Origin of the sequence: Pseudomonas ulcerans (assembly GCF_036324125.1) — a bacterium.
In the GTDB taxonomy this organism is placed as follows: Bacteria; Pseudomonadota; Gammaproteobacteria; order Pseudomonadales; family Pseudomonadaceae; genus Aquipseudomonas; species Aquipseudomonas ulcerans.
The window spans coordinates 63,696-90,343 of record NZ_JAZDQN010000021.1; the positions used below are offsets into that span (position 1 = coordinate 63,696).

Below are 26,648 nucleotides of genomic sequence, written 5' to 3' on the forward strand. Positions count from 1 at the left end.
ACTCAAGTACCCCGCGTCCCCTGCCAACCGCCAGATCGGCACTGCGGCTCACCCATTCCCTTTCCCCCCGAACCTCACTATGATTGCGAGCAATTCTTAATTGCATCCACTTGTCAGGAGATCCGGGTGCCCCGTCCGCTACCGCCCTCCACCGCCCAGGACAACCTCGGTGACCTGTACCGCGACCACAGCCTCTGGCTGCGCGGCTGGTTGCGCCGGCGCCTGGGCGACGGCGAGCGCGCCGCCGACCTGACCCACGACACCTTCCTGCGCCTGCTCACCAGCACCGTCGCCCATCCCCTGCGCGAACCGCGCAACTTCCTCGCCACCGTGGCCAAGCGGGTGATGGTCGATCACCTGCGCCGGCGCAGCCTGGAGCAGGCCTACCTGCAAGCCCTGGCTCATGAGCCGGAACTGTTGGCCGCGTCCCCGGAAGACCGCGTGCTGATGCTGGAAACCCTGCTGCAGATCGACGCCATGCTCGACGGCCTCGACCACAAGGTTCGCCAGGCCTTCTTCTTCGCCCAACTGGAGGGCCTGCCCTACGGCGAGATCGCCAGTCGTCTTGGCGTCTCGGTCAGCTCGGTGACCAAGTACATCGCCCGCGCCACCGAACAGTGCCTGCTGTTCGCCCTGGATGCCGGGCGATGAGCGCCGCCGCTCAACGCCAGGCCCTGCGCGACGCGGCCCACTGGTACGCCCGCCTCGGTGCCGAGCCGGCCTGCCCGCGCACCCACGGCGAGTGGCAGGCCTGGTTGCAGCAGGACTCCCTGCACCCCTGGGCCTGGCAGCGCCTCGAAGCGTTGCAGAGCGAGTTGCGCGGGGTATCGCCGACGCTGGCCCGCGGCACCCTGGCGAGCGACCTCGGCCACCCCGGCCGGCGTACCCTGCTCAAGGGCCTGGTGCTTGGCCTCGGCGTGTCGGGCCTGGCCTGGACCGGCTATCGCCAGACGCCACTGTGGCTGGCCGACGTGCGCACCGCCATCGGCGAGCGCCGGCGCCTGGTGCTGGCGGACGGCAGCGAGCTGATCCTCAACACCGCCAGCGCCGTGGATATCCGCTTCACTGCCGAGCAGCGCCTGATCATCCTGCGCGCCGGGGAAATCCTCCTGACCACCGGCAAGGACCCGCGTCCCCTCAGCGTGCGTAGCCGACACGGCCAGATGCGCGCCCTCGGCACCCGCTTCGGTGTGCGCCAGGAAGACGACCACACCGAACTGGCCGTGCTGGAACACGCGGTCGCCGTACGCAATCGCCCGGGCATGCCTGAACTGCGGGTGGATGCCGGCCAGGGCCTGAGCTTCGGCGACGGCCCGTTGCCGGCCCCGCACCCGCTCGACCCGAACCAGACCGAATGGAGCAACGGCCGCCTGGTGATCGACGACTGGCGCCTGGACCGTGCCCTCGCCGAACTGCAACGCTACCGCCCGGGCTTTATCCAATGCGCCGACGAGGTCGCCGGCCTGCGCCTGTCCGGTGCATTCCCGCTGGATGACAGCGACCGCGCACTGGCCGCCATCAACCGGGTCCTGCCGGTGCGTGTGGACTTGCGCACCCGCTACTGGGTACGGGTTCGCGGACTCGCCTGAGTCGATGTGAAAAATATTTTCATTTTCGTTTGTCGATTTGAGCCGCTCGTTCGACCCCTCCTTCAAATCGCCGTCATTGCACTTGAAGGAGCTGTTCATGCAACACCACGCCTTTCCCCGCAAACCCCTGGCCATCGCCTTGCTCGGCGCCGCGCTGGGCTTGCAGACCGGTCTGATCCAGCCGCTGACCACAGCGGGCCAGGCCCGTGCCGAGGAACAGCAACGCAACTACGTCATCGCCGCCGGCCCGCTGGGCGCGGTGCTCAGCCGCTTCGCCAGCGATGCCGGGGTGGTGCTGTCGTTCGATGCCCGCCTGACCCAGGACAAGCGCAGCCCGGGCCTGCAAGGCAGCTACTCCATCGAGGAAGGTTTCGCCCGCCTGCTGCGCGGCAATCAGCTGCAGGTGCTGCGCAGCAGCAATGGCGACTACGTGCTGCTGCCGCGCGGTGGTGAAGGTGCGGTCGAGTTGGGCGCCACCAGCGTCAATGCCGCCGGCCTGGGCACCACCACCGAAGGCACCCGCTCGTACGCCACCGCAGGCGTGACCATCGGCAAGTCGACCCAGAGCCTGCGCGAGACCCCGCAATCGGTGACGGTGATGACCCGCCAGTTGATGGACGACAAGAACCTCAACAGCCTCGACAAGGTCATGAGCAAGACCCCAGGGATCACCTTCAGCCAGCGCAACTACGGCGCCCACGTGTTCCAGTCCCGCGGCTTCGTGCTGGGGGAGGAAAGCTACCTGATGGATGGCGTGCCAGGGCAGGCCTATACCGTGACCGGCTGGCTGCCGCCGGACATGGCGGTCTATGACCGCGTCGAAGTGCTGCGCGGCGCCAGCGGCCTGCTGGTGGGAGCCGGCAACCCGGGTGGCGCGGTCAACCTGGTGCGCAAGCGCCCGACTGCGGAACCGCGTTTCTCCGTCACCGCCCGCGCCGGCAGCTGGGACAACTACCGGGGGGACCTCGATGGCAGCGGCAAGCTGAACGACAGCGGCACGCTGCGCGGACGCTTCGTCGCCGCCTATGAAGACCGCCACTCTTACCTGGATCAGTACGAATCGCGCACGCCGTTGCTGTATGGGGTGATCGAAGCAGACCTGAGCGACGACACCACGGTCACCGCCAGCCTTCGCCACCAGACCGGCGATATCAATGGCTACTCGATCTTCGGCCTGCCGCGCTACAGCAACGGCAACTCCCTCGACCTGCCGCGTTCCACGGCGCTGGTGCAGGACTGGAACAGCCACAACAGCAAGATGGACGAGGTCTTCGTCGAACTGGACCACCGCTTCAACGACAACTGGAGCAGCACCACCTCGGTCACCCACTCGCTGGGCACCGTGGACCAGGCCATGGCCTTTGCCCGTGGCTCCATAAATCCGGCCACCAACAGCGGTTCGGCCTTTCGCGGCATCGAGTTCCGCCGCGTGGGGATCGACAGCAATGGCGTGGACAGCCACGTGGACGGCAGCTTCGAAGCCTTCGGCCTGACCCACCAGATCACCGTGGGCGCCAACTGGTCGCGCCAGCGGATCAAGGACCGGGCGGCGGATATCTACCTGGACCCGTGGATTCCGGTCGATGTCTTCGACCCGGACCACCACGCCATCGCCAAGCCGGAGCGCCCGGACTGGATATCCAACAACAAGCTGGACGACGAACGCTACGGCCTCTACGCCAACGCCCGACTGAAGCTGGCGGAGCCCCTGACCCTGGTGCTCGGTGGCCGGGTCAGCTGGTATGACTACGCCTTCAAGTACAAGCTCGACGACGCCCCCGACTACGACTCGAAGGAAACCGGCCAGGTCACCCCGTTCGCCGGGTTGATCTACGACTTCAGCCAGGACTGGTCGTGGTACGCCAGCTACGCCGATATCTTCATGCCGCAAAGCAACTACGTGGACTACACCGGCGCGCCGCTGAAGCCGGCCGTGGGCACCAACTACGAGACGGGGATCAAGGGCGAGCTGTTCGACAAGGCACTGAACCTGTCCGTGGCGCTGTTCTACATCAAGCAGGAGGACGCCTTCTACTTCGACCCTGACGAGGACCACATCTGCCGGCAGAATGCCAACAGTTCCTGCTGGCTGAGCGGCGTGGTCAAACGCAGCAAGGGCTTCGATGTCGAGGCCAGCGGCGAGCTGTTGCCGGGGCTGCAGGTGTTCGGGGGCTACACCTACAACCTGACGGCCAGCTCCGGCAGCGAGGCGCTGTCGACCGAAACGCCGAAGCACCTGGCCAAGCTCTCTACCCGCTACACCTTGCCGGGCGAGTGGAAGCAGGTGACGGTGGGTGCCGGGGTGCAGGCGCAATCGGGGTATGTCAACAAGCTCGACGATGGCACCCATTACGGCGCTGCCGGCCGGGCCATCTGGGATGCCCGGATCGCCTACGCCCTCGACGAGCACTGGACCGTCAGCCTGGTCGGGGAAAACCTCGCCGACCGCAAGTACTACGTGGCCGCGGACGGGCTGGACCGGGTCAACCTGTATGGCGAGCCACGCAACTACATGCTGAGCTTGCGCGGGGAGTTCTGATGGACAACGGATCTGGCGATTGTGTCGCCAGATCCAGCTTCATCGCAGCATAGGTAGTTACATCTCGGTCAAGTGATGCGCTCCCACAGGGTCTGCGTGGCCCATGCTCATCGCGGGCTGCACCCGTTCCATCGCCCCCGGGATTTGGGCACTATGGAACCCTCTCCCCTGCCCACCCCGGTCCTGCCATGACCTACCTCTATTCCCTGCTGCTGATCACCGGCATCTACCTGGCGGTCCTCGCCAGCCCTGGCCCTAACTTCTTCATCCTCAGCCAGATGGCCCTGGCCCAGCGCCGCCGCGACGCGCGCTACGTGGCCTTCGGCATCGGTACTGGCTCGGTGTTCTGGGTCATCGTCTCGATCGCAGGCCTGGCCACGCTGCTGTCACAACACCCGTGGCTGTCCTCGGCGGTGCGCCTGCTCGGCGCCAGCTACCTGGTCTGGTATGGCGGACGCCTGCTGTGGTCGGCCTTCAAGCCCGCGCCACGCAGCGCCACCCCCGAGCAACCGCAACTGGACGGTTCGCGCCTGGCCGCCTTCCGCACCGGCCTGCTGACCTGCGTGACCAACCCCAAGGGTGCCGCCTTCTGGACCAGCGCCTTCGCCGCGATCTTCCCGAGCAATCCGCCGCTGTGGTTCTACGGCGTCACCGTGGTGCTGATCGGCGTGCTGTCGTTCGGTTGGCACGTGGCCCTGGGCATGGTCTTCGGCACCTCGCGGCTGCGCGGCCTGTACTTGCGCATCGAACGCTGGATCAATGGGTGTGCCGGCGGCGCACTGGTGGCGCTGGGGGTGCAGCGGATCTTCAGTCGCTGACCTTCGGCCCCACCCAGATCACCGCCTGCCCGGCGATCACGCTGTTCTGCGCGGGATCGTAGGTCAGGCTCGGCGAGCCATGCAGCGCATAGCCCTGGGCGAGCAGTTCGGAAATGCGCTTGCAGAAGGCGGCATCGTCCTTGCCGGTGATCAGGCGATAGATCGGCAGGCCGTCAGGGGTGGTGGCGCTCATGGGAGGGGGTCCTTGCTGGAGATGAGGCAGAGGGTGGGGATCATAGCCGAGGATGTGTCGTCATTGCGCATGTGCGGCACGGATGGGTTCGGGACCGCTTGCGCGGTCCTTCGCAGCTGACGCAGCTCCTACCTGGACTGCCTACAGCACCCCCAGCAAAGTCCACAACCGCCGCGCTTCGGCATCGGATTCGATCAATTCCGCCAGCAGGTCGCGCAGCGGCTTGTTGCCCCACTCCACGCCACGGCGGATCAGGTACGGCACCGGACTGTGCGGCTCGGTACGGGCCAGGTAGTCGGCGATCACCAGCAACTGGCGGTAGGCCTCGTCGCGGGTGCGCGGTTCGACGAAGGGCTGGCGGCTTTCCACCGCTGCGGGGGTGTTCATCGGAATCTGCTCCTGTTGCGATTGCGCTTGCGGCTCTTCGGGCTCATCCGGCAGCAGTTGCGGCGGATGCAGGGCGATGAACTCGCGCAAGGCTTCTTCCAGCGTCTGCAGCATGCGTTTCAGGTTGGTGAAACTCGGCGCCTCGTCGCCCAGATGACGGTCGCACCAGCCATCCAGCAGCACCAGTTGCGCCTGGGCGGTGGCGATGGTCTTCACCCCCTGCAACCACCAGCCCACCGGGGTATTGCGCGCCAGATCGGTGACGCTCTTCTGCAAGGCCTGCGCCGCCTCGGCGGCGACCTTGGCCGGCTTGCTGTCGTTGACCGGCACCTGCCGTCGCTTCATCTGCTGCCACTGATGCAGGCTGAAACCGTCCAGCTCCGGTGGCGTCTCGGGGAACAGCGGCAGGCGGGTCTGGAGGACGGTTTCGTAACGCCGGGCCATCCATTCCAGCGGCGCAGCACGCCAGGACAGGTCGCCGTCCTCGGCCTGCGGGTGGAGGTCATCGGGGAAGCGCTCGCACAACCCGCCGACCAGGGCCAGGGCATCGACGATGCCCTTGAGCCCTTCGCGGTGCAGCCAGGCCTCGCCCAGCCAGATGGCGACCATCAGTTCCTTGCTGCGCGTGCGCAGGACGTCGGTGGCCAGGGCTTCCACCCCGCTCCAGTTGGCGCGCTTGACCTCGTTGGTGGACCAGACGCCGGTGGGCAGGCTGGTGTCGTCCTCGCGGCGCAGGTCTTCGAGACGGTCGAAGACGGCGTCATAGCGCATGCTCTTGCCGCAGGGCAGTTCCCCGGAAATCGGCTCCAGCAATTGGCTGACCCGCTGGGAAAAGCCGGGTGTGGTCATGGGTAATCTCCTGAATCAGCAACGGAACGCGGTGCGTAACCGAAGGGTGAAAGTGGCGCCTGCACCGGCAACGGTGGCAGCGACAAGGGCGCCTTGCCGCCCTGGCTCATCAGCGACAGGCGCAGGAACATCTGGGTCTGGTTGTCTTCCTCGGGCTGGGCGTGCACCGGTACGGCCAGGCTCAGCGGGAACTCGGTGTAGTCGACGTTGGGCTGGCGCAGCATCGAGCTGTGGGCGGCGATCATGCGCAGCAGCGCCCACGGGCCCTCGTACTGCCACTCGGCTTCCAGGCCGCTGACATGCAGTTGCTGCTGCACCGGGTCGTTGACGGGGCGCTGGGTGCCGTCGCGGGCCCAGCGCAGGCGCAGGCTCAGCGGTTGGCCGACGCTCCAGTGCAGCACCTGGTCCTCGCCCGGGTAGACGATCTCGCGGTTGCCGGCACCGAGGGTCCAGGCGATCACCTGGTCGGCGCCGCGCTCGCTGTCGCGATCGGTGCGCCAGGCGACTTCCATGTCGATGCCGGACAGTCCGGCCTTGTCCCGCACCAGCATGGCCCCCAGCCACGGCCGCGCCAGGGCCAGGCGGTCGAGGAACTCGCTGGCCGCAGCGCGCTCGCGCAGCGACAGCAGGCCCAGGCCGTCGCGGGCCTGGGCCAGGCGGTTGTCGATCAGGGTCAGGAAGTACTGCACCCGCGCCGGATCGGCATCCGGCGCATGCAGGTCGGTGCTGAACGGGAAACGGTTGGCCAGGTACTGGTTGAAATACCCGGCCAGCTCGTTCCAGGCCGTGGACACCGCCTGGCGCTGGAGGTACTGGCAACGCTGCATGGCGGCCTGCTGCAGACTGGTCCAGCGCTGGGTCAGTTGCCCGGTGGCCCGTGGCGCGCTGGCCGAGCTGAGGATCTTCACGCAGCTGCCCTGGTCCATGTCGTTGAAGTCACGGACGATCAACTGGGTGATCAGCGCCGGCGAGCTGGACGGGTTCTGCGCCTTGTACTTGACCATTTCCTCGCCCAGAGAATTGAAGCGGCCGACCAGCTCCGACTCGGTGAGGTTGAGGCTCGGCAACTGGGTCATCAGCCACTCCTTGGCCGGCGCCGACTGCTCGGTGATCGCGGTGATCACGGCGAACTGCTGCTCCAGGCTGGCCTTCAGGTCCTGCACATCCACAGCGCGGAACAGGCGCAGGCCGAACTCCTTGGAGCCGTCCCACTGGTTGATGTCGGCGCGGTCACGGAACACCGGCTGCTGGTAGATCTCGTCGATGGCCTGGGAGAGATCCGCCAGGGCGCTCTGGTTCAGCGCGCTTTGCAAGCCGCTGGCCAGGTCCGGGCGCTGCAACTGGACCAGGGCGCGGTGCACCGCCAGGGCCTGGTCAGTGCGCACCTGGAAGCTCGGCGCGGAGACCATCTCGCTTTCCGGGGTCTGGCGGTTGAGGCTGGCCCACATGGCGTCTCCCGCCGTGTTCTCCGCCGTCTTGAGCAAGGCATTGCGGTAGGCCGGTGGAATGCCCGAGAGCGACTCATGGGCATACAGCTTGTAGCTGTCGTAGTAGCTCTGCGCCAGGCGCAGGCCCTCGCCATCGACATGGGTCAGTTGCCCCGAGTCGCCCACCGAGTCCTCGCGTAGCGCACGGGCGACGAAGTCGCGCTTGAGCAACAGGTTGATCGCGCTCTTGAGGTGGCCGATGCGCTCCTGCAGCGCCAGTTGCCCGGTGCTGCTCTGCACCAGCAGGCTCTTGCCCGACACGCCCTGGGCGACCCACTGTTCCTTGAAGCTGTACTGCATCTGCTCGGCCAGGCGCTCGGTTTCCTCGGCCACCGCCGGGCCGAGCAGCTTGCTCTGGCGGATCTTGTCCAGCAGGTCGCCGTAGCCGGCCACCAGGTCCTGGCCCTTGCCGCGACTCCAGGTGGCGTTGGTGAGGTCGATGGAGGCCTGCAGGTCCTCGATCAGCGCATCGATATGCTCCAGTTCCGGCAGGGTCTGCGCCGAGCCGTTCTCCAGGCGTTCCAGGTACAGGCGCAGGTAGCCCGCCGAGGCCACGTAGCCGTCGGTACGGAAGTAGTGCCCCAGCCAGTTTTCCATCAGCTGGTTGAAGTTGCCCTGCAGGGTGCTCCGGTAGATCGACAGGTCCAGCGGCTTGAGCGGGCTGATGCCCTGGTTCACCAGCAGGCGGTTGTAGTACTTCTCGTTGGGCAGGGTGCCGGCATTCAGGTTCATCTCCAGGGTCTGGTTGCTCAGCGGAATGAGCTGGTCCAGCGGCGTCTTCTGGTTGGCCTGGGCCTGGGCGTACAGGCTTGCGGCCTGCTCCAGGCGCAGCACCTTGCGCACCAGCTCGCGGGCCTTGAGGTAGCTCGGCCATTGCGCCGGATCGCCGCCTTGCGGGGCACTGCCGCGGCGGGTGGTCTCGGCGATCGCCAGGACATCGCGCAGCTCGGCCTGCAACAGGTCATGGATCGGCTGGCGCATGTGGCTCATGGAGGTGTGCTGGAGCACCTGGTCCATCTGCTCGTCCAGCGACGAGAACCACGAGGTCGGATAGGCCAGCGAGGTGAAGTGCCAGCGCGGCGCGCGCTCCAGCACGGTCCAGAAGCTCTGCACGTTGTGCCGGGTCAGCTCCTGGCGATGGTTGTCATCGCTGATGGTGATGTACTCGTTCTGTGCGTTCTGCAGCAGCCGCGCCAGCTCGCCAGCATCGCGCAGCGAGTCGCGCCAGACCCAGACCATGGCGATGGCCCAGATCACCCCGACCACGGCGGCGCTGATCGCCGTCACGCGCTGCCAGCGCTGGCGCAGTTGCAGCAGGCGCGGGATCGGCCGGGCCAGGCCGCGCTCGGCATTGATGCGCTGCTGCCACAGGCCCTGGGCGAAGACGTTCTGCACGGGCGCCTGGTCCAGCGCGCTGAGCACGTCGCTCCCGCCCGGCAAGGCCTGGGCGCCGGTGAAGTACAGGCCGCGCAGCGCCGCCGCCTCACCATGGGTATTGCCCTGGAACACCGGCCACAGGAGCATCTGCAGGTTGCGGCGCATGGCCTCGAAGCGGGCCGGCAGCGCGTCCAGGTCGCCGTTCAGTTGCCCGGCCAGGGTGCCCATCTGCACGATGGCCTCGGACAGGGCATGGATGATCCGGTCCAGGGCGTCGTCGGTCCACTGCGACTGCCAGGCGGCATCCGCCGTGTAAGGCGACGACCAGCCGAGCACCTGCTTGCGCGCTTCTTCCGGCAAGGCCCGGGCCAGTTCCTGGAAGCCCGGCACTTCGTCCATGCCGGTGATGACCACGTACACCGGCAGGCTGATGCCCAGGCGTTGCAGCAGGTCGATGAAGCGCCGCCGGGCGTCCAGGCCCAGGGTGGCGGCGCGGTCGGCGTCGAGCAGGTCGGCGGCGGCGATGGTCCAGACCACGCCGTCCAGCGGCCGCCGCGCGCGCAGGCGCAGGAGCAGGCCGATCAGGTTCCACCAGCCACTGGCCTGCTTCATCCCCTCGCCGGGCATGAACAGCGCCTGCGGCACCACCAGCACGGCGCCGCTCGGGTCGGACCACCAGCGGCCGAACCAGGCCGGCTTGTCCACCGGATTGAGGTTCCAGCTGGCGCACAGGCGCTTGCCTTCGACCTCGTCGCCGAGCATCAGCAACCAGGGCGCCTGGTAGCGATCGCTGACGCCCTGCTCGTGCTCCATCTGCCGCACCGCCAGGTAGAAGCTGCGCACCGCCGCGCCGTTGCGGTTGCGCAACCACAGCACCAGCAGCACGACCAACAGCAGCAGAACGAGGATGCCGGCCACCCAGCCGATCACGGACAGGCTCATGAAGTCGGCTCCTGGGTCTGGTACGGCGTAGCCAGGTGCAGCACCGGCGACAGCTCCTGGCCGATATCACGCCAGAACAGATGGCCGACGCCGACCAGCAGCAGGCTCACGCCGACGATCAGCAGGGTCAGGCGCAGGCCGTCGCCCATCGATTCACGCACCGGCAGTTGCTGCGGCTGGACGCTGGCGGGCTCCGCCAGCAAGGCGCTGACATTGCCGTAGTCCGGGTCGCGCTGGCGGGTGAAATTGAACAGCGCGTGGCGCCACTTGGCGTGCAGCGCCTCGCCGCCGGGGCCGCGCAGGCGGCCATGGAAACCGAGGATCATGCACAGCAGGTAGACATTGCCCAGGTCCTGGCTGGTGGGCGCCTGCTCGTCCAGCAGGCGCTTGATCTCCACCGGCAGGCGGTCGCCGGCCTGGCGGCTGGAATACAGGCGCAGTTCCAGCGGCCGCTCCTGCCAGGCCGGCTGGCCCGGCCAGTCGGCGAACAGCAGGGTCTCGTCGACCAGGGCGACGAAGGCGTAGACCATCGACTTGACCTGCAGCGGCGCCGAGTCGCCGACGCTGGCAAAGGCCGCGCGCCACAGGCGCCGGGTGGCGCCGGTGGACAGTTCGACCACTTGGTCGATCAGCTTTTCGCTGTCCTCGACGCGCTTGTCCAGCTCGTCCCAGGCTTGCGACCATTCCTGCCAGGCCTCGCGAAAGGCCCGGGTCAACGGAGCATCCTGCACGCCGCGAAATCGCGAAACGGCAATCCCTTCTGGCATAGGCTTCCCTACCGTGTCAGGCGTCTTGTTCTTCGTGGTTGTCGTCGATCAGCAGGACGATCTGCCAGGGCCGGAAGGTCTCTCCGGCACCCGCGGAAACGATCTGCAGCGGCAGTTGGGGATCGAAGGACTTGCCGTTCGCCTCGATGACGAACAGGCGGGTATCGTCGCCGACGCCATAGGCCACCTGGTCCTTGCGGCTCATGGCGCTCTGCGCCAGGCCCGGGCTGCGCTGGCGCGCCAGTTCCGGGACATGAGCGGCGGAGGCGATGATGGTGCGGTTCAGCCACAGGCTGGCGTCCTGCTCCGGCGAGCCGGCCGGCATGCGCAGGCCGATGACCAGTGTCTGGCTGCTCTCGCGGGACGGCAGCTGGATCTCGTAGACGTTGCCCTTCTGCTCGAACGGCTGGCTGCGAAAGCCCAGGCGCAGCTTGCCCAGCAACTGTTCCATCCAGCGCAGCACCTCGTCGTAGCCGCGGTACAGGTCGAGGAAGTCCAGCGGTGCGAAGGCCGGCACGCCCTTGATCGGGTCGAGCACCGACCAGCTCCCGGCCATGCCCAGCAGCAGGCCGTACAGGCCTTGCGGGGTGGCGATGCGACTGTTCAACGCGCCCTCCACTTCCGGCAGGCGCGCCCACAGCGCCGAGGACTGCCGACGCAGCTCCAGTGCAGCGGTGGGATCGCCATCCAGTTGCACATCGCGCAGGCGCGCGCCGAGGAACACGCATTTCTCGCGGATCATCGCGCAGAGCTGGAAGATCCGCTGGCCCAGGGGCGACTCGGGCAGGATGCGCGGGGTCGGCGCGATGAAGTCGTCGAGCATCCTGTAGCCACCGTCGTCCTTGCGCACCCGCAGCAGCGGCAGGCACACGGTGTCGGCCTTGTCGGCATCGGTGACCAGGCGCGGGCTGGGTTTCCACACGATGATGGCTTCTTCGTCGAGGCGGTTGTCAAGGTTGGGCATCGGTTCGCTCTGCGCCGAGCGCCAGCGCCCTTCGAGGCTGCGCAGGCGCTGGCCCTGCCAGAGCGGATTGACCGCCAGGTAGACGGTCACCGTGGAAGAACCGGAGGCTGCCACCGCCTCGGCGATGTCCAGCTCGGCCAGGGCGCCCTGCCCCGGCTCGATGCTGATCGGCATGCCGTCGGGCAAGGTCGCCTCAAGGCTCTGCACCCGCAGCTTGCCGGCGACCAGCGCGGGCTTTTCCACGGACAGGCGGGAAACGCCCCAGTACCAGGGGTTGGCGGCCTGGGCCAGGTGGGCCGCCATGGCCTCGGCCCGCAGCCCCTGCAACTGAAAATGCTGGGGCAGCAGCTGCATGCCTTCGTACCAGCAGACCACATCAGGTCGCACGCTCATAGGTTCCCTTGACATCCTGTGTTTTGCGTAATGGCCGGGCGCGCGGCGCCTCAGCGAATGTTCTGGTCCAGCAGGGTCATTTCCCGTGCATCGAATTTCAGGCGCAAACTGCGTTGATCTTCCAGACGCAAACGATGTGCACCCGGACTTTGATAATTGGCAAAGGCCAACAGGCCCACCGAAGGTTTTCCATCCAGCGGGAAAGTTGACGATTCAATCAACTGCCCGGGAACTAGCTCAAGTCCCCAAACGTGCAGATATTGACGAAAATCACGCTGGTATTGTTCACGACTTGCAAACCATTGTTTTGCTGTCAGTCCAGACAACTTTGCAAGCAAATCAACATCGTTGACCGCAATAAAATCCACCGCGATGGGCGAGTCATCGTTTGCACGCAAAGCAACATCGAGCGTAACTCCATCGACACTAACCTTGGATCCAAACAATGAGCAGCCGGCGATGTTGGCAACGCTTAAAAGTACCACCAACATCCTGAAAAATATGAACTTTTTAAGACTCATGATGATCCGATAAAAGTTTTATTTGCATTTCGGCATGCCTGTTATAGCATCCATGCCAATTCGCCACCATGACGAATTGAGGTGATTGCGGAAAGACAGGATCCTCCAACGCGAGTGTGTCCGCTCCGCGGTCTAAGCAAGGGAATGCGATCAGTGGGAAACCGTTGCATTGCGCCCGCCTTCTGCATCGGAGTTCGCCACTATGCAAGAGAGTACTCAGCACAAGCTGGACCGGGTTCGCCCGCCTCGCGTGCAGATCACTTATGACGTAGAAACCGGTAACGCCATCGAGAAAAAGGAACTGCCGCTGGTGGTTGGCATCCTCGCCGACCTGTCCGGTTCCCAGCCCAACCCGCACAAGCTCAACGAGCGCCGTTTCGTCGAGATCGACAGCGACAACTTCGACACCGTCCTCGCCTCGATCAACCCCGCCGTCACCGTCAACGTCAAGAACACCCTGGCCAAGGACGGCGGCACCCTCAGCGCCAAGCTCGACTTCAAGTCGATCGAAGACTTCGACCCGGTCAACCTGGTCAAGCAAGTCGACGCCCTCAAGGTGCTGTTCGAGGCCCGCGAGCGCCTGCGCGACCTGCTGACCAAGCTGGACGGCAACGACAAGCTCGACGAACTGCTCAAGGAAGTCCTGGCCAGCACCGACAAGGACCTCGAAGCGATCAAGGCCGCCCGCTCCGGCGCCAGCGTCGCCAAGCAGGACGCCGCCACCGATGACAAGAAAGATGCAGCGGACGCCGGCGAGACCCCGGAGACCAAGACCGAGTAACCGGTCTGCCGTCTGATTCGCCCGCCCGTTCATGCCCCCTGTTTCCGGAGACTCCACCATGCCCGCGTCCAGCACCGAGAATCAAAGCGAAGGCAGTACCCAGACCCTGACCCTGCTCGAAAAGATCATCCAGGAAGGCCAGATCGTCCATGACGAAAGTCAGCGCGACTATGCCCAGGAAATGATCGCCGAGTTCGCCAGCCAGGTGCTCGAAAAGGCTCTTACCGTCAGCCAGGGCCAGGATCCTGACACCCGCGCCCTGATCAACCACCGCATCAGCGAGATCGACACGCTGATCGGCAACCAGCTCAACGAGATCCTCCACGACGAAGGCTTCCAGAAGCTCGAAGCGTCCTGGCGCGGCCTGCACATGCTGGTCAGCAACACCGAGACCAGCACCCGCCTGAAACTGCGCCTGCTCAACGTCTCGCAGAACGAGCTGAACAAGGACCTGACCCGCGCCGTCGACTTCGACCAGACCGTCCTGTTCAAGAAGATCTACGAAGAGGAATACGGCACCTTCGGCGGCTATCCGTTCAGCGTGCTGGTCGGCGACTACTTCTTCGGCCGCCACCCGCAAGACATCAAGCTGCTGCGCAAGATTTCCGAAGTCGCCGCAGCCGCTCACGCGCCGTTCATCGCCGCGGCCAGCCCGCTGCTGTTCGACATGAAGCAGTTCAACGACCTGGCGGTGCCGAAGGACCTGGCGAAGGTCTTCGAAAGCCTGGAACTGGGCCCATGGCGCGACTTCCGCGAGACCGAGGATTCGCGCTACGTGTCGCTGGTGCTGCCACGCTTCCTCCTGCGCCTGCCCTATGGCCCGGACACCCTGCCGGTGGAAGGCATGGAGTTCACCGAGCAGGTCGGCAGCCCGGATGGCAAGCAATACCTGTGGGGCAACGCCGCCTGGGCCCTGGCCCAGCGCATCACCGACGCCTACGCCAAGTACGGCTGGGGTGCGGCGATCCGCGGTGCCGAGAGTGGCGGCGCGCTGACCAACCTGCCGCAACACACCTTCAAGACCCTCTCCGGCGACCTGGCCCTGAAGTGCCCGACCGAAGTGGCGATCACCGACCGCCGCGAGAAGGAACTGAACGACCTCGGCTTCATTTCCCTGTGCCACAAGAAAAACACCGGCACCGCCGTGTTCTTCGGCGGCCAGACCACCAACAAGCCCCGTACCTACAACACCAACGAGGCCAACGCCAACGCGCGGATCTCCTCGATGCTGCCGTACGTGCTGGCCTCGTCGCGCTTCGCCCACTACCTGAAGGTGATCATGCGCGACAAGGTGGGCAGCTTCATGACCCGCGACAACGTGCAGACCTACCTGAACAACTGGATCGCCGACTACGTCCTGGTCAACGACAACGCGCCACAGGAAATCAAGGCCCAGTACCCGCTGCGCGAAGCCCGCATCGACGTCTCCGAAGTCGCCGGCAAGCCGGGCGCCTACCGCGCCACGGTGTTCCTGCGTCCGCACTTCCAGCTGGAAGAGCTGACCGCTTCGATCCGCCTGGTAGCCACCCTGCCGCCGCCGGCCGCTGCCTGACCCTGGCTCCCGCGGGTACGCCCGCGGGAGTCGCCTACCTTCTTTTGCCAATTTTTCTGACTGCAGGAGCTTCAAGCGATGGATGCGATCATTCTGGACCTGGGCGACGACATCAAAGGCGACTCGCTGCTCGAGGGCTTCAAGGACAAGATCGAGATCATGTCCTACAGCCATAGCGTCGCCATGCAGGTGACCAACGACGTCAGCAACACCGAGCGGACCTCGGGCAAGCCATTCGTTGGCGAATTCACCCTGACCAAGTTCATCGACACCTCCACCCCCAACCTCAACCAGTACTGCGTCTCCGGCAAGGCGATCCCGCAGGCCAAGATCACCATCGGCCGCAACGCCGCCGAGAGCAACGGGCAGATCCTGCCGTTCATCGTCTACACCCTGGACAACGTGATCCTGTCCAACCTGAGCGTCAGCGGCGGTACCGGTGGCAAGCCGGTGGAAACCATGTCGCTGAACTTCACCAAGATCAAATGGGAACTGACCACGCAGAAAGACGACGGCAGCAAAGAGGGCGTGGCCGGCACCAGCTGGGACATGACCCTGAACAAGGCTGGCAGCTGAGGTCGCGGCTAGATGTCCAGCGGCATGCGCCCCCTGCTCTTCGAACGCCTGGCCGGGACGGCGGGCGACGCCCACCTGCTCGACCGCCATGCCCTGGCCGCCTCGGTTCGCGAGGAGCTGTCGCGCCTGCTCAACAGCCGCCGCGCGGGCCCGGCGCTGACTGCGCCGCCCACCGTGCTCGACTACGGCATCGGCGACTGGAGCGGCCTGCAGGCCAGCAACAGCGACGATCGCCGGCGCATCGCCCGGGAAATCCGTGCCGCCATCAGCCACTTCGAACCGCGCCTGCGCCTGGGCGAAGTGGAAGTGCGCCTGGTGGCCGGGCAACCGCGCAGCCTGAACATCCTGCTCAGCGGCATGCTCCGCGAGGGCGGCCAGCAATGGCCGGTGGCCTTTGTCCTGGAGACGGGCGACTCGGGCCTGGAGGTCAGCCATGAGCGACTCGATTGACCCGCAACTGCTCGATTACTACCAGCGTGAACTGACCTGGCTGCGCAACGCCGGCAGTGCCTTCGCCCAGCGCTACCCGAAGGTGGCGCGGCGCCTGGAACTGTCGCCGGGCGAAAGCCAGGACCCGCATGTCGAACGCCTGCTGGAAGGCTTCGCCCTGCTCTCGGGACGCCTGCAACGGCGCCTCGACGACGACTACGCCGAATTCAGCGACGCCCTGCTGGAACAGCTCTACCCGCTGGCCCTGCGTCCCCTGCCCTCGTGCGCCATCGTGCGCTTCGAACCGGACCCGACCAAGGGTGCGCTGGAAACCGGCTACCCCATGCCACGGGATACCCCGCTGTTCGTCACCACCACCCGCGGCGACAGCATCCATTTCCGTACCGGCGCCGAGGTCACCCTGTGGCCGCTGCAGGTCGCCGAGGCGGTGCTGCTCGGCGGCGACGAGGCCCGCGAACTGAGCGGCCAGTACGACGCTGGCTGCGCCCTGCGTCTGCGCATCGATTGCGTGGGCAAGGCCTCCTGGGCCGAGCTCGGGGTGCGCCAGTTGCGCCTGCACCTCGACGCCTCGCCGATGGTCAACGCGACCCTCTACGACCTGCTGGGCGCCCATACCCTGGCATTGTTCAACGGCAGCAGCCGCGACAAGCTGCAACGCCTGCCGGGCCTGCCCCAGGTGGTGGGTTTCGCCGACGACCAGGCCCTGCTGCCCGACGAAGACGGCGTGCATCCCGGCCTGCGCCTGCTCGCCGAGTACTTCGCCTTCCCGGAGAAATTCCACTTCTTCGATGTGCCGGTGGATCCCTCGCGGGTCGAAGGCAACAGCCTGTACCTGTACCTGGTCTTCGATCGCCCGGCGCCGCCGCACCTGCACCTCCAGGCCAGCGACATCGTCCTGGGCTGCGCACCGGCGATCAATCTGTTCCGACGTACCTCCGAGCCATTGCGCCCGGACGGACGCAGCAGCGAGTACCGCCTGGTCGCCGACAGCCACCGCGAGAACAGCGTGGAGATCCACAGCATCCGCAGCCTGCGCGCCCTCGGCAGCGACGGCACGCTGCGCCCGCTGGCGCCCTACTACGGCAGCCAGCACAACAGCGCCGCCACCTTGTACTGGCATGCGCGGCGGATCAATGGCCTGACCCCCAACCGACTCGGCAGCGACCTGCTGCTGAGCCTGGTCGATCCGGGTTTCGACCCGCTGCGCCAGGCCTGGAACTTCAGCCTCAGCGCCGAACTGCTGTGCACCAACCGCCATCTGGCGCAGAGCCTGCCCGCCGGCACCCAGCTGTCGTTCGAACGTCCCGGCGCGCCCGCCAGCGCGCGCCTGGTCAATCCACCCAGCTCCCAGGGCGTGCCGCACCTGGACGGGCAATCGCGCTGGCGCCTGGTCTCGCAACTGACCCTCAACCATCTGTCGCTGGTGGAAGGCCCGCAGGCCCTCGACGCCCTGCGCGAGATGCTGACCCTGCACAACCTGCGCAACGAGGCCAGCGCCGGCCGGCAGATCGACGGCCTGAAGAGCCTGAGCAGCGAACGCCGCGTCGCCCATGTCGGCGACGACGCCTGGCGCGGCTGGCGCAAGGGCCTGGAAGTGCGGGTGCAACTGGACCCGGCGCACTTCGTCGGCCACAGCACCGTGCTGTTTTCCGCGGTGCTGGCGCAGTTCTTCTCGCTGTATGCCACCGCCAACCGCTATATCAGTACGGTGCTGGTCGACGCCGATGACGCCACCAAGGAGATCAAGACATGGAGCCCGCAGGCCGGCATGCCCCTGAGCCTCTGAGCGACACCCTGCGCGACCGGCCCGAAGGTTTCGAGCTGCTCCAGGCCCTGCTGATCCTCGAACACGAGAACCGCAAGGCCACCTCGCTGGGTTGTGGCAGCGTGCCGCAGAACGAGGCGGTGCGCCTGCGCGGCCCGCTGACCCCGGTGTTTCCCGCCAGCCAGGTGGAAAAGCTCAGCCACGACGCCCACGACCCGCGGCCGATCCTGAGCACCCCGGTGTTCGGCCTCGGCGGCCCGGATGGCCCGCTGCCCTATGCCTTCCAGGAATGGCTGCAACAGCGCGCGCTGGCCCGCGACCATGCCCCGGCGGAGTTCCTCGATCTGTTCCAGCACCGCCTGCTCAGCCTGCTCTATCGCGCCCTGCGCAAGCACCGTATCGCCCTCGGCTTCGCCGAGCCCGGCACCAGCCCGGTGCACCAGCAGTTGCGCGCCCTCACCGGCCTGTTGCCGCAAGGCCTGCAGGAGCGCCAGCGCCTGCCGGATGCCGCCCTGCTGGCACGCACCGCCCTGCTCGCTGGCGGGCGCCGCTCCCTGGCCGGGTTCACCGCCATCGTCCGCCATCACTTCGCCCTGCCGCTGCGCATCGAGCCCTACACCGGCGCCTGGTGCGAAATCCCCCCGGCCAGCCGCAGCGTGCTCGGTCGCGGACGGCGCAACCTCGGCCTGGGCCGCACGGCGATCGCCGGCAAGCGCATCTGGGACGAGCAGGCCGGCATCACCCTGGTCTTCGGCCCGCTGAGCAGCGAGCAGGCGGACAGCCTGTTGCCGGGCAGCGAGGTGCACAGCCAGCTGGCCGACCTCGCCGCGCTGTACTTCGGCCCCGACCTGGATTGCACCCTGGTGCTGGAGATCGAAGGTGCGCAGCCGCTGTACCTCAAGCGCGACCAGCGCCCGCAGTTGAACTGGAACACCGGGTTGCAGCGCGCGAGCAACCCGGCTCATCGTCAGCGAATCGAAACCCGACTGCGCCCGTCGGCAAGGACTGAACATGGAACTCGGCAGCCTGATCGCCCGGTTGAACAGTGACACCCGCGACGCCCTGGAACGAGCCGCGCAGCGCTGCCTGCAGCGCGGCCATCATTTCGTCGAGATCGAGCATTTCCTTCTCGAACTGCTGGAGATCGACGGTGGCGACCTGGCCTGCCTGCTGCCGGCCTTCAAGGTCGAGCGCGATGCCCTCGGCGAGCAGATCAACCGCGCCCTGGAGCTGTTCAAGGGCGGCAGCACACGCACGCCCTCGCTGTCGACGCAGACCATCAACCTGCTCAAGGAAACCGTGCTGCAGGCCAGCATGGGCGGCGAGCAGAGCGTGCGTTCCGGGCAACTGCTGCTGACCCTGCTGGAGCGCGAGGAATTTCGCAGCCCGTTGCTCAACAGCGCAGCCGCGCTGCTGGCCATCCCCCTCGACCGCCTGCGCGGCCAGTTCGCCGAGCTGACCCGCACCTCCCGCGAGCAACCCGCCGCCAACGCCCCGGCCAAGCGTGGCAAGGCTGGTGGCAAAGGCGCCGAAGACCCGGTCCTTGAGCAGTACACCCAGGACCTCACCGCCGACGCCCGGGCCGGGCGCATCGACCCGATCATCGGCCGCGAAGGCGAGATCCGCCAGTGCATCGATATCCTCCTGCGCCGCCGCCAGAACAACCCGATCCTGGTGGGCGCCCCGGGCGTGGGCAAGACCGCGCTGGTGGAAGGCCTGGCCCTGCGCATTGCCGCCGGCGACGTGCCGCCGGCGCTGCAGGATGTCTGCCTGCGGGTTCTCGACCTGGGCCTGCTGCAGGCCGGCGCCGGGGTCAAGGGCGAGTTCGAGCAGCGCCTCAAGGGCGTGATCGACGCGGTGCGTAACGCGCCCAAGCCGACCATCATGTTCATCGACGAGGCCCACACCCTGATCGGTGCCGGCGGTGCCGAAGGCGGCAGCGACGCGGCCAACCTGCTCAAGCCGGCCCTGGCCCGCGGCGAGCTGCGCACCCTGGCCGCCACCACCTGGCAGGAATACAAGAAGTACTTCGAGAAGGACCCGGCGCTGGCCCGGCGCTTCCAGTTGGTGCAGGTCGAGGAACCCAGCGAGGCCACCTGCGTGAAGATGCTCCGCGGCATCGCCGCCAAGCTGGAGCAGCACCACGGCGTGCAGGTACTGGACAGCGCGATCCAGGACGCGGTGAAGCTGTCGCACCGCTACATCTCCGGACGCCAGCTGCCGGACAAGGCCATCAGCATCCTCGACACCGCCTGCGCCCGGGTCGCCCTCGGCCAGCACGACGTGCCGCCGCCACTGGAGCACCTGCGCCATCGCCAGCACAGCCTGAACGAGGAACTGGAGCGCTTGCGCCGCGAGCAAGCCACCGGCCAGGACCATCGCGAGCGCATTACCGGCCTGGAGGCGGAACTGAGTGTCAACCAGGACGCCATGCGCGAGCTGGAAGCCCGCTGGAGCGAAGAGCGCGAAGCCGTGCGCGAACTCCTGGAGGCCCGCCAGGAACTGCTGACACTGAGCGAGCGCGCCGACGCCGATGGCGACAAGCGCGACCCGGACACCGACAGCCGCATCGACTACCTGGCCGCCGAGCTGCTGCGCCTGGAAGCCGGACTCGACGCCATCCGCCAGGACGATCCGCTGGTACCCGAGCAGGTCGACTCGAAGATCGTCGCCGCGGTGATTTCCGGCTGGACCGGCATCCCCGTGGGCAAGATGCTCGCCGACGAAGCCCATGCCGTGCGCACCCTCGGCCAGCGCATGGGCCAGCGGGTGATGGGCCAGAAAGCCGCCCTCGACACCATCGCCCAGCGCCTGCAGGCCTACCGTGCCGGGCTCACCGACCCACAGAAACCGGTGGGCGTGTTCCTCCTCCCCGGCCCCACCGGCGTCGGCAAGACCGAGACCGCCTACGCCCTCGCCGACGCCCTGTACGGCGGCGAGCGCAACCTGATCAGCATCAACCTCTCCGAGTACCAGGAGGCCCACACCGTCAGCCAGCTCAAGGGCGCGCCACCCGGCTATGTCGGCTATGGCAGCGGCGGCGTGCTGACCGAAGCCGTGCGGCGCAAGCCCTATTCGGTGGTGCTGCTGGACGAGATCGAGAAGGCCCACCCGGATGTGCTGGAGGCCTTCTACAACGTCTTCGACAAGGGCGTGATGGAGGATGGCAGCGGCCTGATCGTTGATTTCAAGAACACCGTGATGCTCGCCACCAGCAACGTCGGCGCCGAACTGATCCTCGACACGCCCAAGGCCGACCTCGACGGCGAAGTGTTCAACGAACGCCTGCACAAGGTGCTGCTGCAGGCCTTCCGCCCGGCCTTCCTCGCGCGCATGACCGTGGTGCCTTACCACCCGCTGGACGAAGCGACCCTGGAAGGCATCGTCCTGCACAAGCTGGAAAAGCTGCGCGACCGCTACAAGGCCGCCACCGGCAAGCAGTTCGACTTCGACCGCGGCATCGTCAAGGCGGTATTGGCCAAGTGCAGCGGCGCCGGGGCGCGGGATATCGAGAACGTGCTGATGAAGCAGGTGACGGGGACGCTGGCGGAATGGGCGCTGGAGTGAGTTGCGTAAAACCTTTTATCCGGATTGAACAGGAATACCTGGCATGCACGTATCGGCATTGAATCTGTTTCTCATGGAATGCGCAGCACAGTCGCTGAAGAACGACGACGAACTGGGCGGCGGCCTGGCCAGCTCGCTGCAGAAGCGCCACAAGATCCGCAACACCGACCTGGATCAGCTTTTCAAGGTGGCCAACCCCATGGGCTCGTTGCTGTTCTCGCGGATCTACGTGATCTTCAACCTGCTGCACTACGCGGGCGCCGCCTACCGCAACGTCGCGGACCTGGTCGAATCGGCGCCCAACGCCATGGGCAACGTGCAGGTCAAGCCGCACTGGGACCCGACCAATAACTACAGCTTCGACAAGATCTACGATTGGGAACCGATGAACCTGTTCCCGGGCTGGTCGCTGACCAACACGAGAAACAACAACCATGTGTTCGACCCGCACGTGGTGTTCTGGGAAAACGGCGTGATGTCGAACGACCTGCACGGTGTGCTGCACAACCAGAACGGCAACCCCACCGAGGGCATGCAGATGGCCAGTCATCTGCACCAGAACGACTATGCCGTCACCCAGCACCGCCTGGGCGGCAATGGCCTGCCCAATCGAACCCGTCGCTATTCGGCCTACTCCAGCCACTTCCATCGCAACGAAGACAAGGAACTGGGCACCCTGGCCAAGCTTCAATCCGGTAAGACCCAAAGCGTCAACCACCAGAGGGCCATCGAGAAGTTCACTTCGCTGCTGGCACGCTTTCGCGAGAGCACCCAGGCGGGCAATCTGCATTACACTCGCCTGCTCGGTTCGCTGACGCAGCAGGGCTTCAATGCCGGCCACCCGGTAGTCGCCGAGCTGACCACTGCCCAGACCAACTGGAACGCCCACCGCAACCTGAACATCCAGACGCTGGAAGGCTATCTGAACGAGATCAAGGGCTGGGCCAACCCTGGCGCCTTCACCATGCATTTCCCCACCAACAAGTGATTCACCCGCCGTTGCCGAGTACCCCCGATGCCCCGCGCCACCGACAGCACCACCAGCCTCTCCCTGAGCGCCAGCGCCCTCAGCGACCTCTACCCCGAGTCGCTGAGCGGCACCGAACTGCTCAACGGCCTCGGCACGCACCTGTTGCGCGGGCACTCGGAAACCGCCCTGACCCTGACCAGCGCGGTGGCCAGCCATGTCACCGCGACCCTGCACAACGACGACAAGCTGCGCCCGCTGGACGGGCTGGTCGCCGAGATCCGCCAGATGCCCGGCGATGCCAGCGCCGACCGCTACCAGTTGCTGCTGCGACCCTGGCTGTGGTGGCTGAACCTGGCCAGCAACAACCGGGTGTTCCAGAACCTGACCACCTCGGACATCGCCAAGAAGATCTTCGACGCCCACGGTTTCAGCGACTACAAGCTGTCGCTGACCGGCAGCTACACCGCGCGGGAATACTGCGTGCAGTATGGCGAGAGCGACTTCACCTTCATCTCCCGGCTGCTGGAAGAGGACGGCATCTTCTGGTTCTTCACCCACGAGGACGGCGTGCACACCCTGGTCCTGGCCGACAACAACGATGCCTTCCCGGCGATCCCCAACGGCCCCGCACTGAAGTACCTCGGCCAGGGCATGGGCGGCCGCGAGCTGCATGGCATCCGCAGCGGCCAGCTGGTGCTGCAGGCGGTGGCCGGGGTCTATTCGGCCAACGACTACGCCTTCACCACGCCGACCACCGCGCTGTACAGCCAGGCCGAGGCCAAGGCCGGGCCGCTGACGCTGTACGACCACCCCGGCGGCTATCTGGAAAAGTCCCGGGGCGACGCCCTGACCAAGCAGCGGGTCGACGGCCTGCGCACCCAGGAAAAGCGCTTCGTCGGCGAGAGTGACTGCCGCTGGCTGGTCCCGGGGCACTACTTCACCCTCGCCGGCCACGACGACGACAGCGTCAACGGCGACTGGGTGCTGACCTCGGTGACCCACGAGGCCAGCCACGAACACTACCGCAACCGCTTCGAAGCCATCCCCAAGGCCACGCCCTACCGGCCGCAACGGGTCACGCCGAAGCCGCGCATGCACACCCAGACCGCCACGGTGGTGGGCAAGTCCGGCGAGGAAATCTGGACCGACGAACACGGCCGGATCAAGATCCAGTTCCCCTGGGACCGCGACGGCAAGAGCGACGAAACCAGCTCCTGCTGGGTCCGCGTGGTCCTGCCGTGGACCGGCAAGGCCTTCGGCATGCAGTTCGTGCCCCGGGTCGGGCAAGAGGTGATCGTCACCTTCATCGACGGCGACCCGGACCGCCCGCTGGTCAGCGGCTGCGTGTACAACGGCGACAACACCCCGCCCTGGACCCTGCCGGACAACCAGACCCAGTCCGGGATCAAGACCAACTCGTCGAAGGGCGGCGGCGGCTTCAATGCCCTGCGCTTCGAGGACAAGAAGGACAGCGAGGAAGTGTTCCTGCAGGCACAGAAGGACTTCAATACCAACGTGCTCAACGACGCCACCGTGACCATCGGCCACGACGAGACCCAGACGGTGCAGAACGCCCGCACGCGCACGGTCAAGGAAGGCGACGAGAAGGTCACCCTGGAAAAGGGCAAGCGCACGGTGGAGATCCAGACCGGCAGCGACAGCCTCGACGTCAAGGACACCCGCACCGTCACCGTGGGCGGCGACCAGACCCACAAGACCGGTGGCAACTACACCGACAAGGTCAGCGGCGACTACAGCCTGACCATCGATGGCGACCTGAGCATCAAGGTCACCGGCAAGATCACCCTGCAGAGCGGCGCCAGCTTCAGCATCAAGAGCGGCGCCGACCTGGCCGTGCAGGCCAGTACCTCGATCGCGCAGAAGGCCGGTACCTCCTTCGCCAACCAGGCCGGCACCTCCCTGGAGAACAAGGCCGGCACCACCATGACCAACGATGCCGGGGTCAGCCTGACCAACAAGGGCGGCGCGGAACAGACCGTCGACGGCGGCGGCATGCTGACCATCAAGGGTGGCCTGGTGAAGATCAATTGAAGACCGTGACCCGCGGTGATGCCTTCCAGCTGGAGCGTGGTGATTCGCGGCTCAGTGGGCGGCTGCTCGAAGGCGAGCTGAACGGACCGCTGCGCATCGAGGAACAGGCGCGGCCGCAGGCCCTGCTGAACTATGCCGGTGGCGCGCTGCAAGGCGAGAGCCAGACCTTTCACGCCAATGGCCGGCTGTCCGCGCAACTGCCCTATCGCAACGACCGGCTGGAAGGCGTGGCGCGCTTCTACTCCGCCGAAGGGCAACTGCTGCGTTCGGCGACCTACCGCCTCGGCCTGCTGCACGGCGAAGCGATCAGCTACTACCCGGATGGCGCCATGGCCGAGCGGGAGCTGTACAACAACGGCGTGCGCGAAGGGTTGCAGGAGCGCTTCCATGCCAATGGCAAGCTGGCGTACAAGGCCCAGTACCTCAATGGCCAGGCCCTGGATCCGGGGCAGCAGTATGCCGCGGACGGCCGGCCGCTGGATGCGGCGGGGAAGCCGGTGTCGCGGTTGAAATGGTGGTGGAGCAGTGGGGCGCAGGGGTGATGCTGATGGCCTTATCGCTGCATCGGTATCTACACATCAGCCTAGAGGTCAACGCGGCCCCTGTGGGAGCGGGTTTACCCGCGATTGCGCTAGTGAATTCACCGACGCCATCGCGGGTAAACCCGCTCCCACAAAGTCCGCGTCGCTTGTGGAACTGTTCTCTGCTCGACAGCGCAGCCTGAAGGGCTGGGTGGACTCCCACAGGGACCACGCTTCACTTGACCGAGATGTGTGCATCAGCATCACGGAATCAACGTCTGCACCTGCCCCGCAAAGTTGATCTTGATCACCCCCGCCCAGTTGCACATCAACGTGCAGTTGGCGTCCAGCGCCGGCATGTTGCCCAGCAGCACCGTCGGTGCGCCGGGAATCCAGGGCGCGGCCGTGGCCGGGATGCACGGCATCGGCGTGAGCACGCCGAGGGCGGCGGCCGTCGCGGCGGCGACCATGGGGTTGGCCATGCTCATGCACATGCCGAAGGTGGGAATATTGACCAGCGGGATATGGTCCATGATGTTCGCCGCCGGCACGCCACCGACCATCACCCGGTTCACCGGCAACACGTTCAAGGCACAGGGCGCAGCGCCGAAGCTGCATTGCATCAAGGCGCCGGTAACGACCTGGGGACACGACATTCCTGACTCCGCGGGTTGGTCTCTGTGGGGGTCGACTGTAGCCCATCTGTAGGAAATTTCCCTCACCTCAAATCAACGGCAATCCGCTCACATGAGCTGCGTGCACAACCTTATATTCCGAAAAGCTATTAATTTATCTTTATTGATAATTGGACTGAATATCACCTCCCCTTTAAAACTTCCCCCATCGAGCCACTGTTGGCCGGCCAACTGTTCATCCATCAACACCGGATCAACAGTTTCTCCACCAAGGCAACACCCGGCCCGTCGCAAACAAAGCGCAACCCATTGATTCAAAAGGCTTTGCAAAACTGGAACAGCTCTTGCTCAAGCCAGGACATCAACGCAGCCAAGGAATCCGCACCATGAGCATCGCTTTCAACATCGTCGCCGTCTCCGGCGGCGCCTGGCGTCCGTCGCGCACCCTGGTCCTGACCGAGGCCCTGATCGCCGCCCTCGGCCAGCACCTGGACTTCAACGCCCAGGTCATCGAGCTCGGCGATATCGCTCGTCCGGTCGGCGGCGCCCTGTCGCGCGACGAACTGCCCGTCGACGTCGAAGCACAACTGTCCACCATCGAACAGGCCGACCTGCTGATCGTCGCCGCACCGGTCTATCGCGGCTCCTACCCAGGCCAGTTCAAGCACCTGTTCGACCTGATCGGCCAGGACGCCCTGGTCGACACCCCGGTGCTGCTCGCCGCCACCGGCGGCAGCGAGCGCCATGCCCTGGTCATCGATCACCAGTTGCGCCCGCTGTTCAGCTTCTTCCAGGCCCTGACCCTGCCCATCGGCGTGTATGCCGCCCAGGCTGACTTCCACGACTACCAGATCACCAGCCCGGCCTTGCAGGCGCGTATCGCCCTGGCCGCCGAGCGGGCCGCGGCCGTGCTCGGCGGGGCGATCGACATTGCCCCGCGCAAGATCGCCTGA

At 66.2% G+C, this 26,648-nt stretch carries 23 protein-coding genes; 16 read left to right on the forward strand and 7 right to left on the reverse strand.

What is annotated here, in order from left to right; genetic code table 11:
* Positions 1–126: 126 nt before the first annotated feature.
* The 4 genes from V0R59_RS18785 to V0R59_RS18800 all read left to right on the forward strand — a co-directional run bounded on the left by V0R59_RS18785 (position 127) and on the right by V0R59_RS18800 (position 4,946).
* Positions 127–651 carry a sigma-70 family RNA polymerase sigma factor gene (locus V0R59_RS18785; RefSeq protein WP_330075955.1) on the forward strand — a complete coding sequence of 175 codons (525 nt, stop codon included), beginning with the start codon at positions 127–129 and terminating at the stop codon, positions 649–651.
* Positions 648–1,589: a FecR domain-containing protein gene (locus tag V0R59_RS18790; RefSeq protein ID WP_330075954.1), complete on the forward strand. Its 942-nt coding sequence runs from the start codon at positions 648–650 to the stop codon at positions 1,587–1,589. Before V0R59_RS18785 ends, V0R59_RS18790 begins: the two co-directional genes overlap by 4 nt.
* Before the next feature lie 97 nt (positions 1,590–1,686).
* The gene (locus V0R59_RS18795; RefSeq protein ID WP_330075953.1) at positions 1,687–4,128 is read left to right on the forward strand and encodes a TonB-dependent siderophore receptor; all 2,442 of its coding nucleotides are present in this window, start codon (positions 1,687–1,689) and stop codon (positions 4,126–4,128) included.
* Between the two features lie 188 nt (positions 4,129–4,316).
* Positions 4,317–4,946 carry a LysE family translocator gene (locus V0R59_RS18800; protein WP_330075952.1) on the forward strand — a complete coding sequence of 210 codons (630 nt, stop codon included), beginning with the start codon at positions 4,317–4,319 and terminating at the stop codon, positions 4,944–4,946.
* Here V0R59_RS18800 and V0R59_RS18805 read toward each other — a convergent pair.
* The 6 genes from V0R59_RS18805 to V0R59_RS18830 all read right to left on the reverse strand — a co-directional run bounded on the left by V0R59_RS18805 (position 4,936) and on the right by V0R59_RS18830 (position 12,826).
* Positions 4,936–5,139, reverse strand: coding sequence for a DUF1737 domain-containing protein (locus tag V0R59_RS18805; RefSeq protein ID WP_330075951.1), 204 nt, complete (start codon positions 5,137–5,139; stop codon positions 4,936–4,938). The genes V0R59_RS18800 and V0R59_RS18805 overlap by 11 nt on opposite strands.
* A gap of 141 nt (positions 5,140–5,280) precedes the next feature.
* Positions 5,281–6,375: a type VI secretion system protein TssA gene (tssA, locus tag V0R59_RS18810; RefSeq protein ID WP_330075950.1), complete on the reverse strand. Its 1,095-nt coding sequence runs from the start codon at positions 6,373–6,375 to the stop codon at positions 5,281–5,283.
* Entirely contained in the window at positions 6,372–10,181 is a 3,810-nt protein-coding gene (locus tag V0R59_RS18815; protein ID WP_330075949.1) for a type VI secretion system protein, read from the reverse strand. Before V0R59_RS18815 ends, tssA begins: the two co-directional genes overlap by 4 nt.
* Complete coding sequence (locus V0R59_RS18820) at positions 10,178–10,948, reverse strand: DotU family type IV/VI secretion system protein (RefSeq protein ID WP_330075948.1); 771 nt, start codon at positions 10,946–10,948, stop codon at positions 10,178–10,180. Before V0R59_RS18820 ends, V0R59_RS18815 begins: the two co-directional genes overlap by 4 nt.
* A 16-nt stretch (positions 10,949–10,964) precedes the next feature.
* The gene (tssK, locus tag V0R59_RS18825) at positions 10,965–12,305 is read right to left on the reverse strand and encodes a type VI secretion system baseplate subunit TssK (RefSeq protein ID WP_330075947.1); all 1,341 of its coding nucleotides are present in this window, start codon (positions 12,303–12,305) and stop codon (positions 10,965–10,967) included.
* A gap of 50 nt (positions 12,306–12,355) precedes the next feature.
* Complete coding sequence (locus tag V0R59_RS18830) at positions 12,356–12,826, reverse strand: type VI secretion protein (protein ID WP_330075946.1); 471 nt, start codon at positions 12,824–12,826, stop codon at positions 12,356–12,358.
* Positions 12,827–13,028: 202 nt separating this feature from the next.
* On the opposite strand from V0R59_RS18830, the gene tssB reads away from it, so the two are divergent.
* The 10 genes from tssB (at position 13,029) to V0R59_RS18880 (ending at position 25,081) form a co-directional block, all read left to right on the forward strand.
* Entirely contained in the window at positions 13,029–13,607 is a 579-nt protein-coding gene (tssB, locus tag V0R59_RS18835) for a type VI secretion system contractile sheath small subunit (RefSeq protein WP_330075945.1), read from the forward strand.
* A gap of 58 nt (positions 13,608–13,665) precedes the next feature.
* Positions 13,666–15,159 (forward strand): type VI secretion system contractile sheath large subunit, encoded by a 1,494-nt coding sequence (tssC, locus tag V0R59_RS18840; RefSeq protein ID WP_330075944.1) that lies wholly within the window; start codon positions 13,666–13,668, stop codon positions 15,157–15,159.
* A 78-nt stretch (positions 15,160–15,237) separates the two neighbouring features.
* Complete coding sequence (locus V0R59_RS18845) at positions 15,238–15,735, forward strand: Hcp family type VI secretion system effector (RefSeq protein ID WP_330075943.1); 498 nt, start codon at positions 15,238–15,240, stop codon at positions 15,733–15,735.
* Positions 15,736–15,759: 24 nt separating this feature from the next.
* Complete coding sequence (tssE, locus tag V0R59_RS18850) at positions 15,760–16,185, forward strand: type VI secretion system baseplate subunit TssE (protein WP_375547391.1); 426 nt, start codon at positions 15,760–15,762, stop codon at positions 16,183–16,185.
* Positions 16,169–17,971, forward strand: coding sequence for a type VI secretion system baseplate subunit TssF (gene tssF / locus V0R59_RS18855; protein WP_330075941.1), 1,803 nt, complete (start codon positions 16,169–16,171; stop codon positions 17,969–17,971). The genes tssE and tssF overlap by 17 nt, the downstream gene beginning before the upstream one ends.
* Positions 17,935–18,999: a type VI secretion system baseplate subunit TssG gene (tssG, locus tag V0R59_RS18860; RefSeq protein WP_330075940.1), complete on the forward strand. Its 1,065-nt coding sequence runs from the start codon at positions 17,935–17,937 to the stop codon at positions 18,997–18,999. The genes tssF and tssG overlap by 37 nt, the downstream gene beginning before the upstream one ends.
* Complete coding sequence (gene tssH, locus V0R59_RS18865) at positions 18,962–21,517, forward strand: type VI secretion system ATPase TssH (RefSeq protein WP_330075939.1); 2,556 nt, start codon at positions 18,962–18,964, stop codon at positions 21,515–21,517. The genes tssG and tssH overlap by 38 nt, the downstream gene beginning before the upstream one ends.
* Positions 21,518–21,560: 43 nt before the next feature.
* Positions 21,561–22,505: a hypothetical protein gene (locus V0R59_RS18870; protein ID WP_330075938.1), complete on the forward strand. Its 945-nt coding sequence runs from the start codon at positions 21,561–21,563 to the stop codon at positions 22,503–22,505.
* A 27-nt stretch (positions 22,506–22,532) separates the two neighbouring features.
* Positions 22,533–24,539 carry a type VI secretion system tip protein TssI/VgrG gene (tssI, locus tag V0R59_RS18875; RefSeq protein ID WP_330075937.1) on the forward strand — a complete coding sequence of 669 codons (2,007 nt, stop codon included), beginning with the start codon at positions 22,533–22,535 and terminating at the stop codon, positions 24,537–24,539.
* Positions 24,536–25,081 carry a toxin-antitoxin system YwqK family antitoxin gene (locus V0R59_RS18880; protein ID WP_330075936.1) on the forward strand — a complete coding sequence of 182 codons (546 nt, stop codon included), beginning with the start codon at positions 24,536–24,538 and terminating at the stop codon, positions 25,079–25,081. Before tssI ends, V0R59_RS18880 begins: the two co-directional genes overlap by 4 nt.
* A gap of 242 nt (positions 25,082–25,323) precedes the next feature.
* Here V0R59_RS18880 and V0R59_RS18885 read toward each other — a convergent pair whose 3' ends face one another.
* Positions 25,324–25,716, reverse strand: coding sequence for a DUF4280 domain-containing protein (locus V0R59_RS18885; protein ID WP_330075935.1), 393 nt, complete (start codon positions 25,714–25,716; stop codon positions 25,324–25,326).
* Between the two features lie 198 nt (positions 25,717–25,914).
* On the opposite strand from V0R59_RS18885, the gene V0R59_RS18890 reads away from it, so the two are divergent.
* Together V0R59_RS18890 and msuE are read left to right on the forward strand one after the other, a co-directional pair.
* The gene (locus V0R59_RS18890; RefSeq protein ID WP_330075934.1) at positions 25,915–26,085 is read left to right on the forward strand and encodes a hypothetical protein; all 171 of its coding nucleotides are present in this window, start codon (positions 25,915–25,917) and stop codon (positions 26,083–26,085) included.
* Positions 26,082–26,648, forward strand: coding sequence for an FMN reductase (gene msuE / locus V0R59_RS18895; protein ID WP_330075933.1), 567 nt, complete (start codon positions 26,082–26,084; stop codon positions 26,646–26,648). Before V0R59_RS18890 ends, msuE begins: the two co-directional genes overlap by 4 nt.

Excerpts from the sequence above, each read along its gene's own strand:
- V0R59_RS18790 (WP_330075954.1), top strand. The coding sequence starts at position 648 with ATGAGCGCCGCCGCTCAACGCCAGGCCCTGCGCGACGCGGCCCACTGG.
- V0R59_RS18795 (WP_330075953.1), top strand. The coding sequence starts at position 1,687 with ATGCAACACCACGCCTTTCCCCGCAAACCCCTGGCCATCGCCTTGCTC.
- V0R59_RS18800 (WP_330075952.1), top strand. The coding sequence starts at position 4,317 with ATGACCTACCTCTATTCCCTGCTGCTGATCACCGGCATCTACCTGGCG.
- V0R59_RS18805 (WP_330075951.1), bottom strand. The coding sequence starts at position 5,139 with ATGAGCGCCACCACCCCTGACGGCCTGCCGATCTATCGCCTGATCACC.
- tssA (WP_330075950.1), bottom strand. The coding sequence starts at position 6,375 with ATGACCACACCCGGCTTTTCCCAGCGGGTCAGCCAATTGCTGGAGCCG.
- V0R59_RS18815 (WP_330075949.1), bottom strand. The coding sequence starts at position 10,181 with ATGAGCCTGTCCGTGATCGGCTGGGTGGCCGGCATCCTCGTTCTGCTG.
- V0R59_RS18820 (WP_330075948.1), bottom strand. The coding sequence starts at position 10,948 with ATGCCAGAAGGGATTGCCGTTTCGCGATTTCGCGGCGTGCAGGATGCT.
- tssK (WP_330075947.1), bottom strand. The coding sequence starts at position 12,305 with ATGAGCGTGCGACCTGATGTGGTCTGCTGGTACGAAGGCATGCAGCTG.
- V0R59_RS18830 (WP_330075946.1), bottom strand. The coding sequence starts at position 12,826 with ATGAGTCTTAAAAAGTTCATATTTTTCAGGATGTTGGTGGTACTTTTA.
- tssB (WP_330075945.1), top strand. The coding sequence starts at position 13,029 with ATGCAAGAGAGTACTCAGCACAAGCTGGACCGGGTTCGCCCGCCTCGC.
- tssC (WP_330075944.1), top strand. The coding sequence starts at position 13,666 with ATGCCCGCGTCCAGCACCGAGAATCAAAGCGAAGGCAGTACCCAGACC.
- V0R59_RS18845 (WP_330075943.1), top strand. The coding sequence starts at position 15,238 with ATGGATGCGATCATTCTGGACCTGGGCGACGACATCAAAGGCGACTCG.
- tssE (WP_375547391.1), top strand. The coding sequence starts at position 15,760 with ATGCGCCCCCTGCTCTTCGAACGCCTGGCCGGGACGGCGGGCGACGCC.
- tssF (WP_330075941.1), top strand. The coding sequence starts at position 16,169 with ATGAGCGACTCGATTGACCCGCAACTGCTCGATTACTACCAGCGTGAA.
- tssG (WP_330075940.1), top strand. The coding sequence starts at position 17,935 with ATGGAGCCCGCAGGCCGGCATGCCCCTGAGCCTCTGAGCGACACCCTG.
- tssH (WP_330075939.1), top strand. The coding sequence starts at position 18,962 with ATGGAACTCGGCAGCCTGATCGCCCGGTTGAACAGTGACACCCGCGAC.
- V0R59_RS18870 (WP_330075938.1), top strand. The coding sequence starts at position 21,561 with ATGCACGTATCGGCATTGAATCTGTTTCTCATGGAATGCGCAGCACAG.
- tssI (WP_330075937.1), top strand. The coding sequence starts at position 22,533 with ATGCCCCGCGCCACCGACAGCACCACCAGCCTCTCCCTGAGCGCCAGC.
- V0R59_RS18885 (WP_330075935.1), bottom strand. The coding sequence starts at position 25,716 with ATGTCGTGTCCCCAGGTCGTTACCGGCGCCTTGATGCAATGCAGCTTC.
- msuE (WP_330075933.1), top strand. The coding sequence starts at position 26,082 with ATGAGCATCGCTTTCAACATCGTCGCCGTCTCCGGCGGCGCCTGGCGT.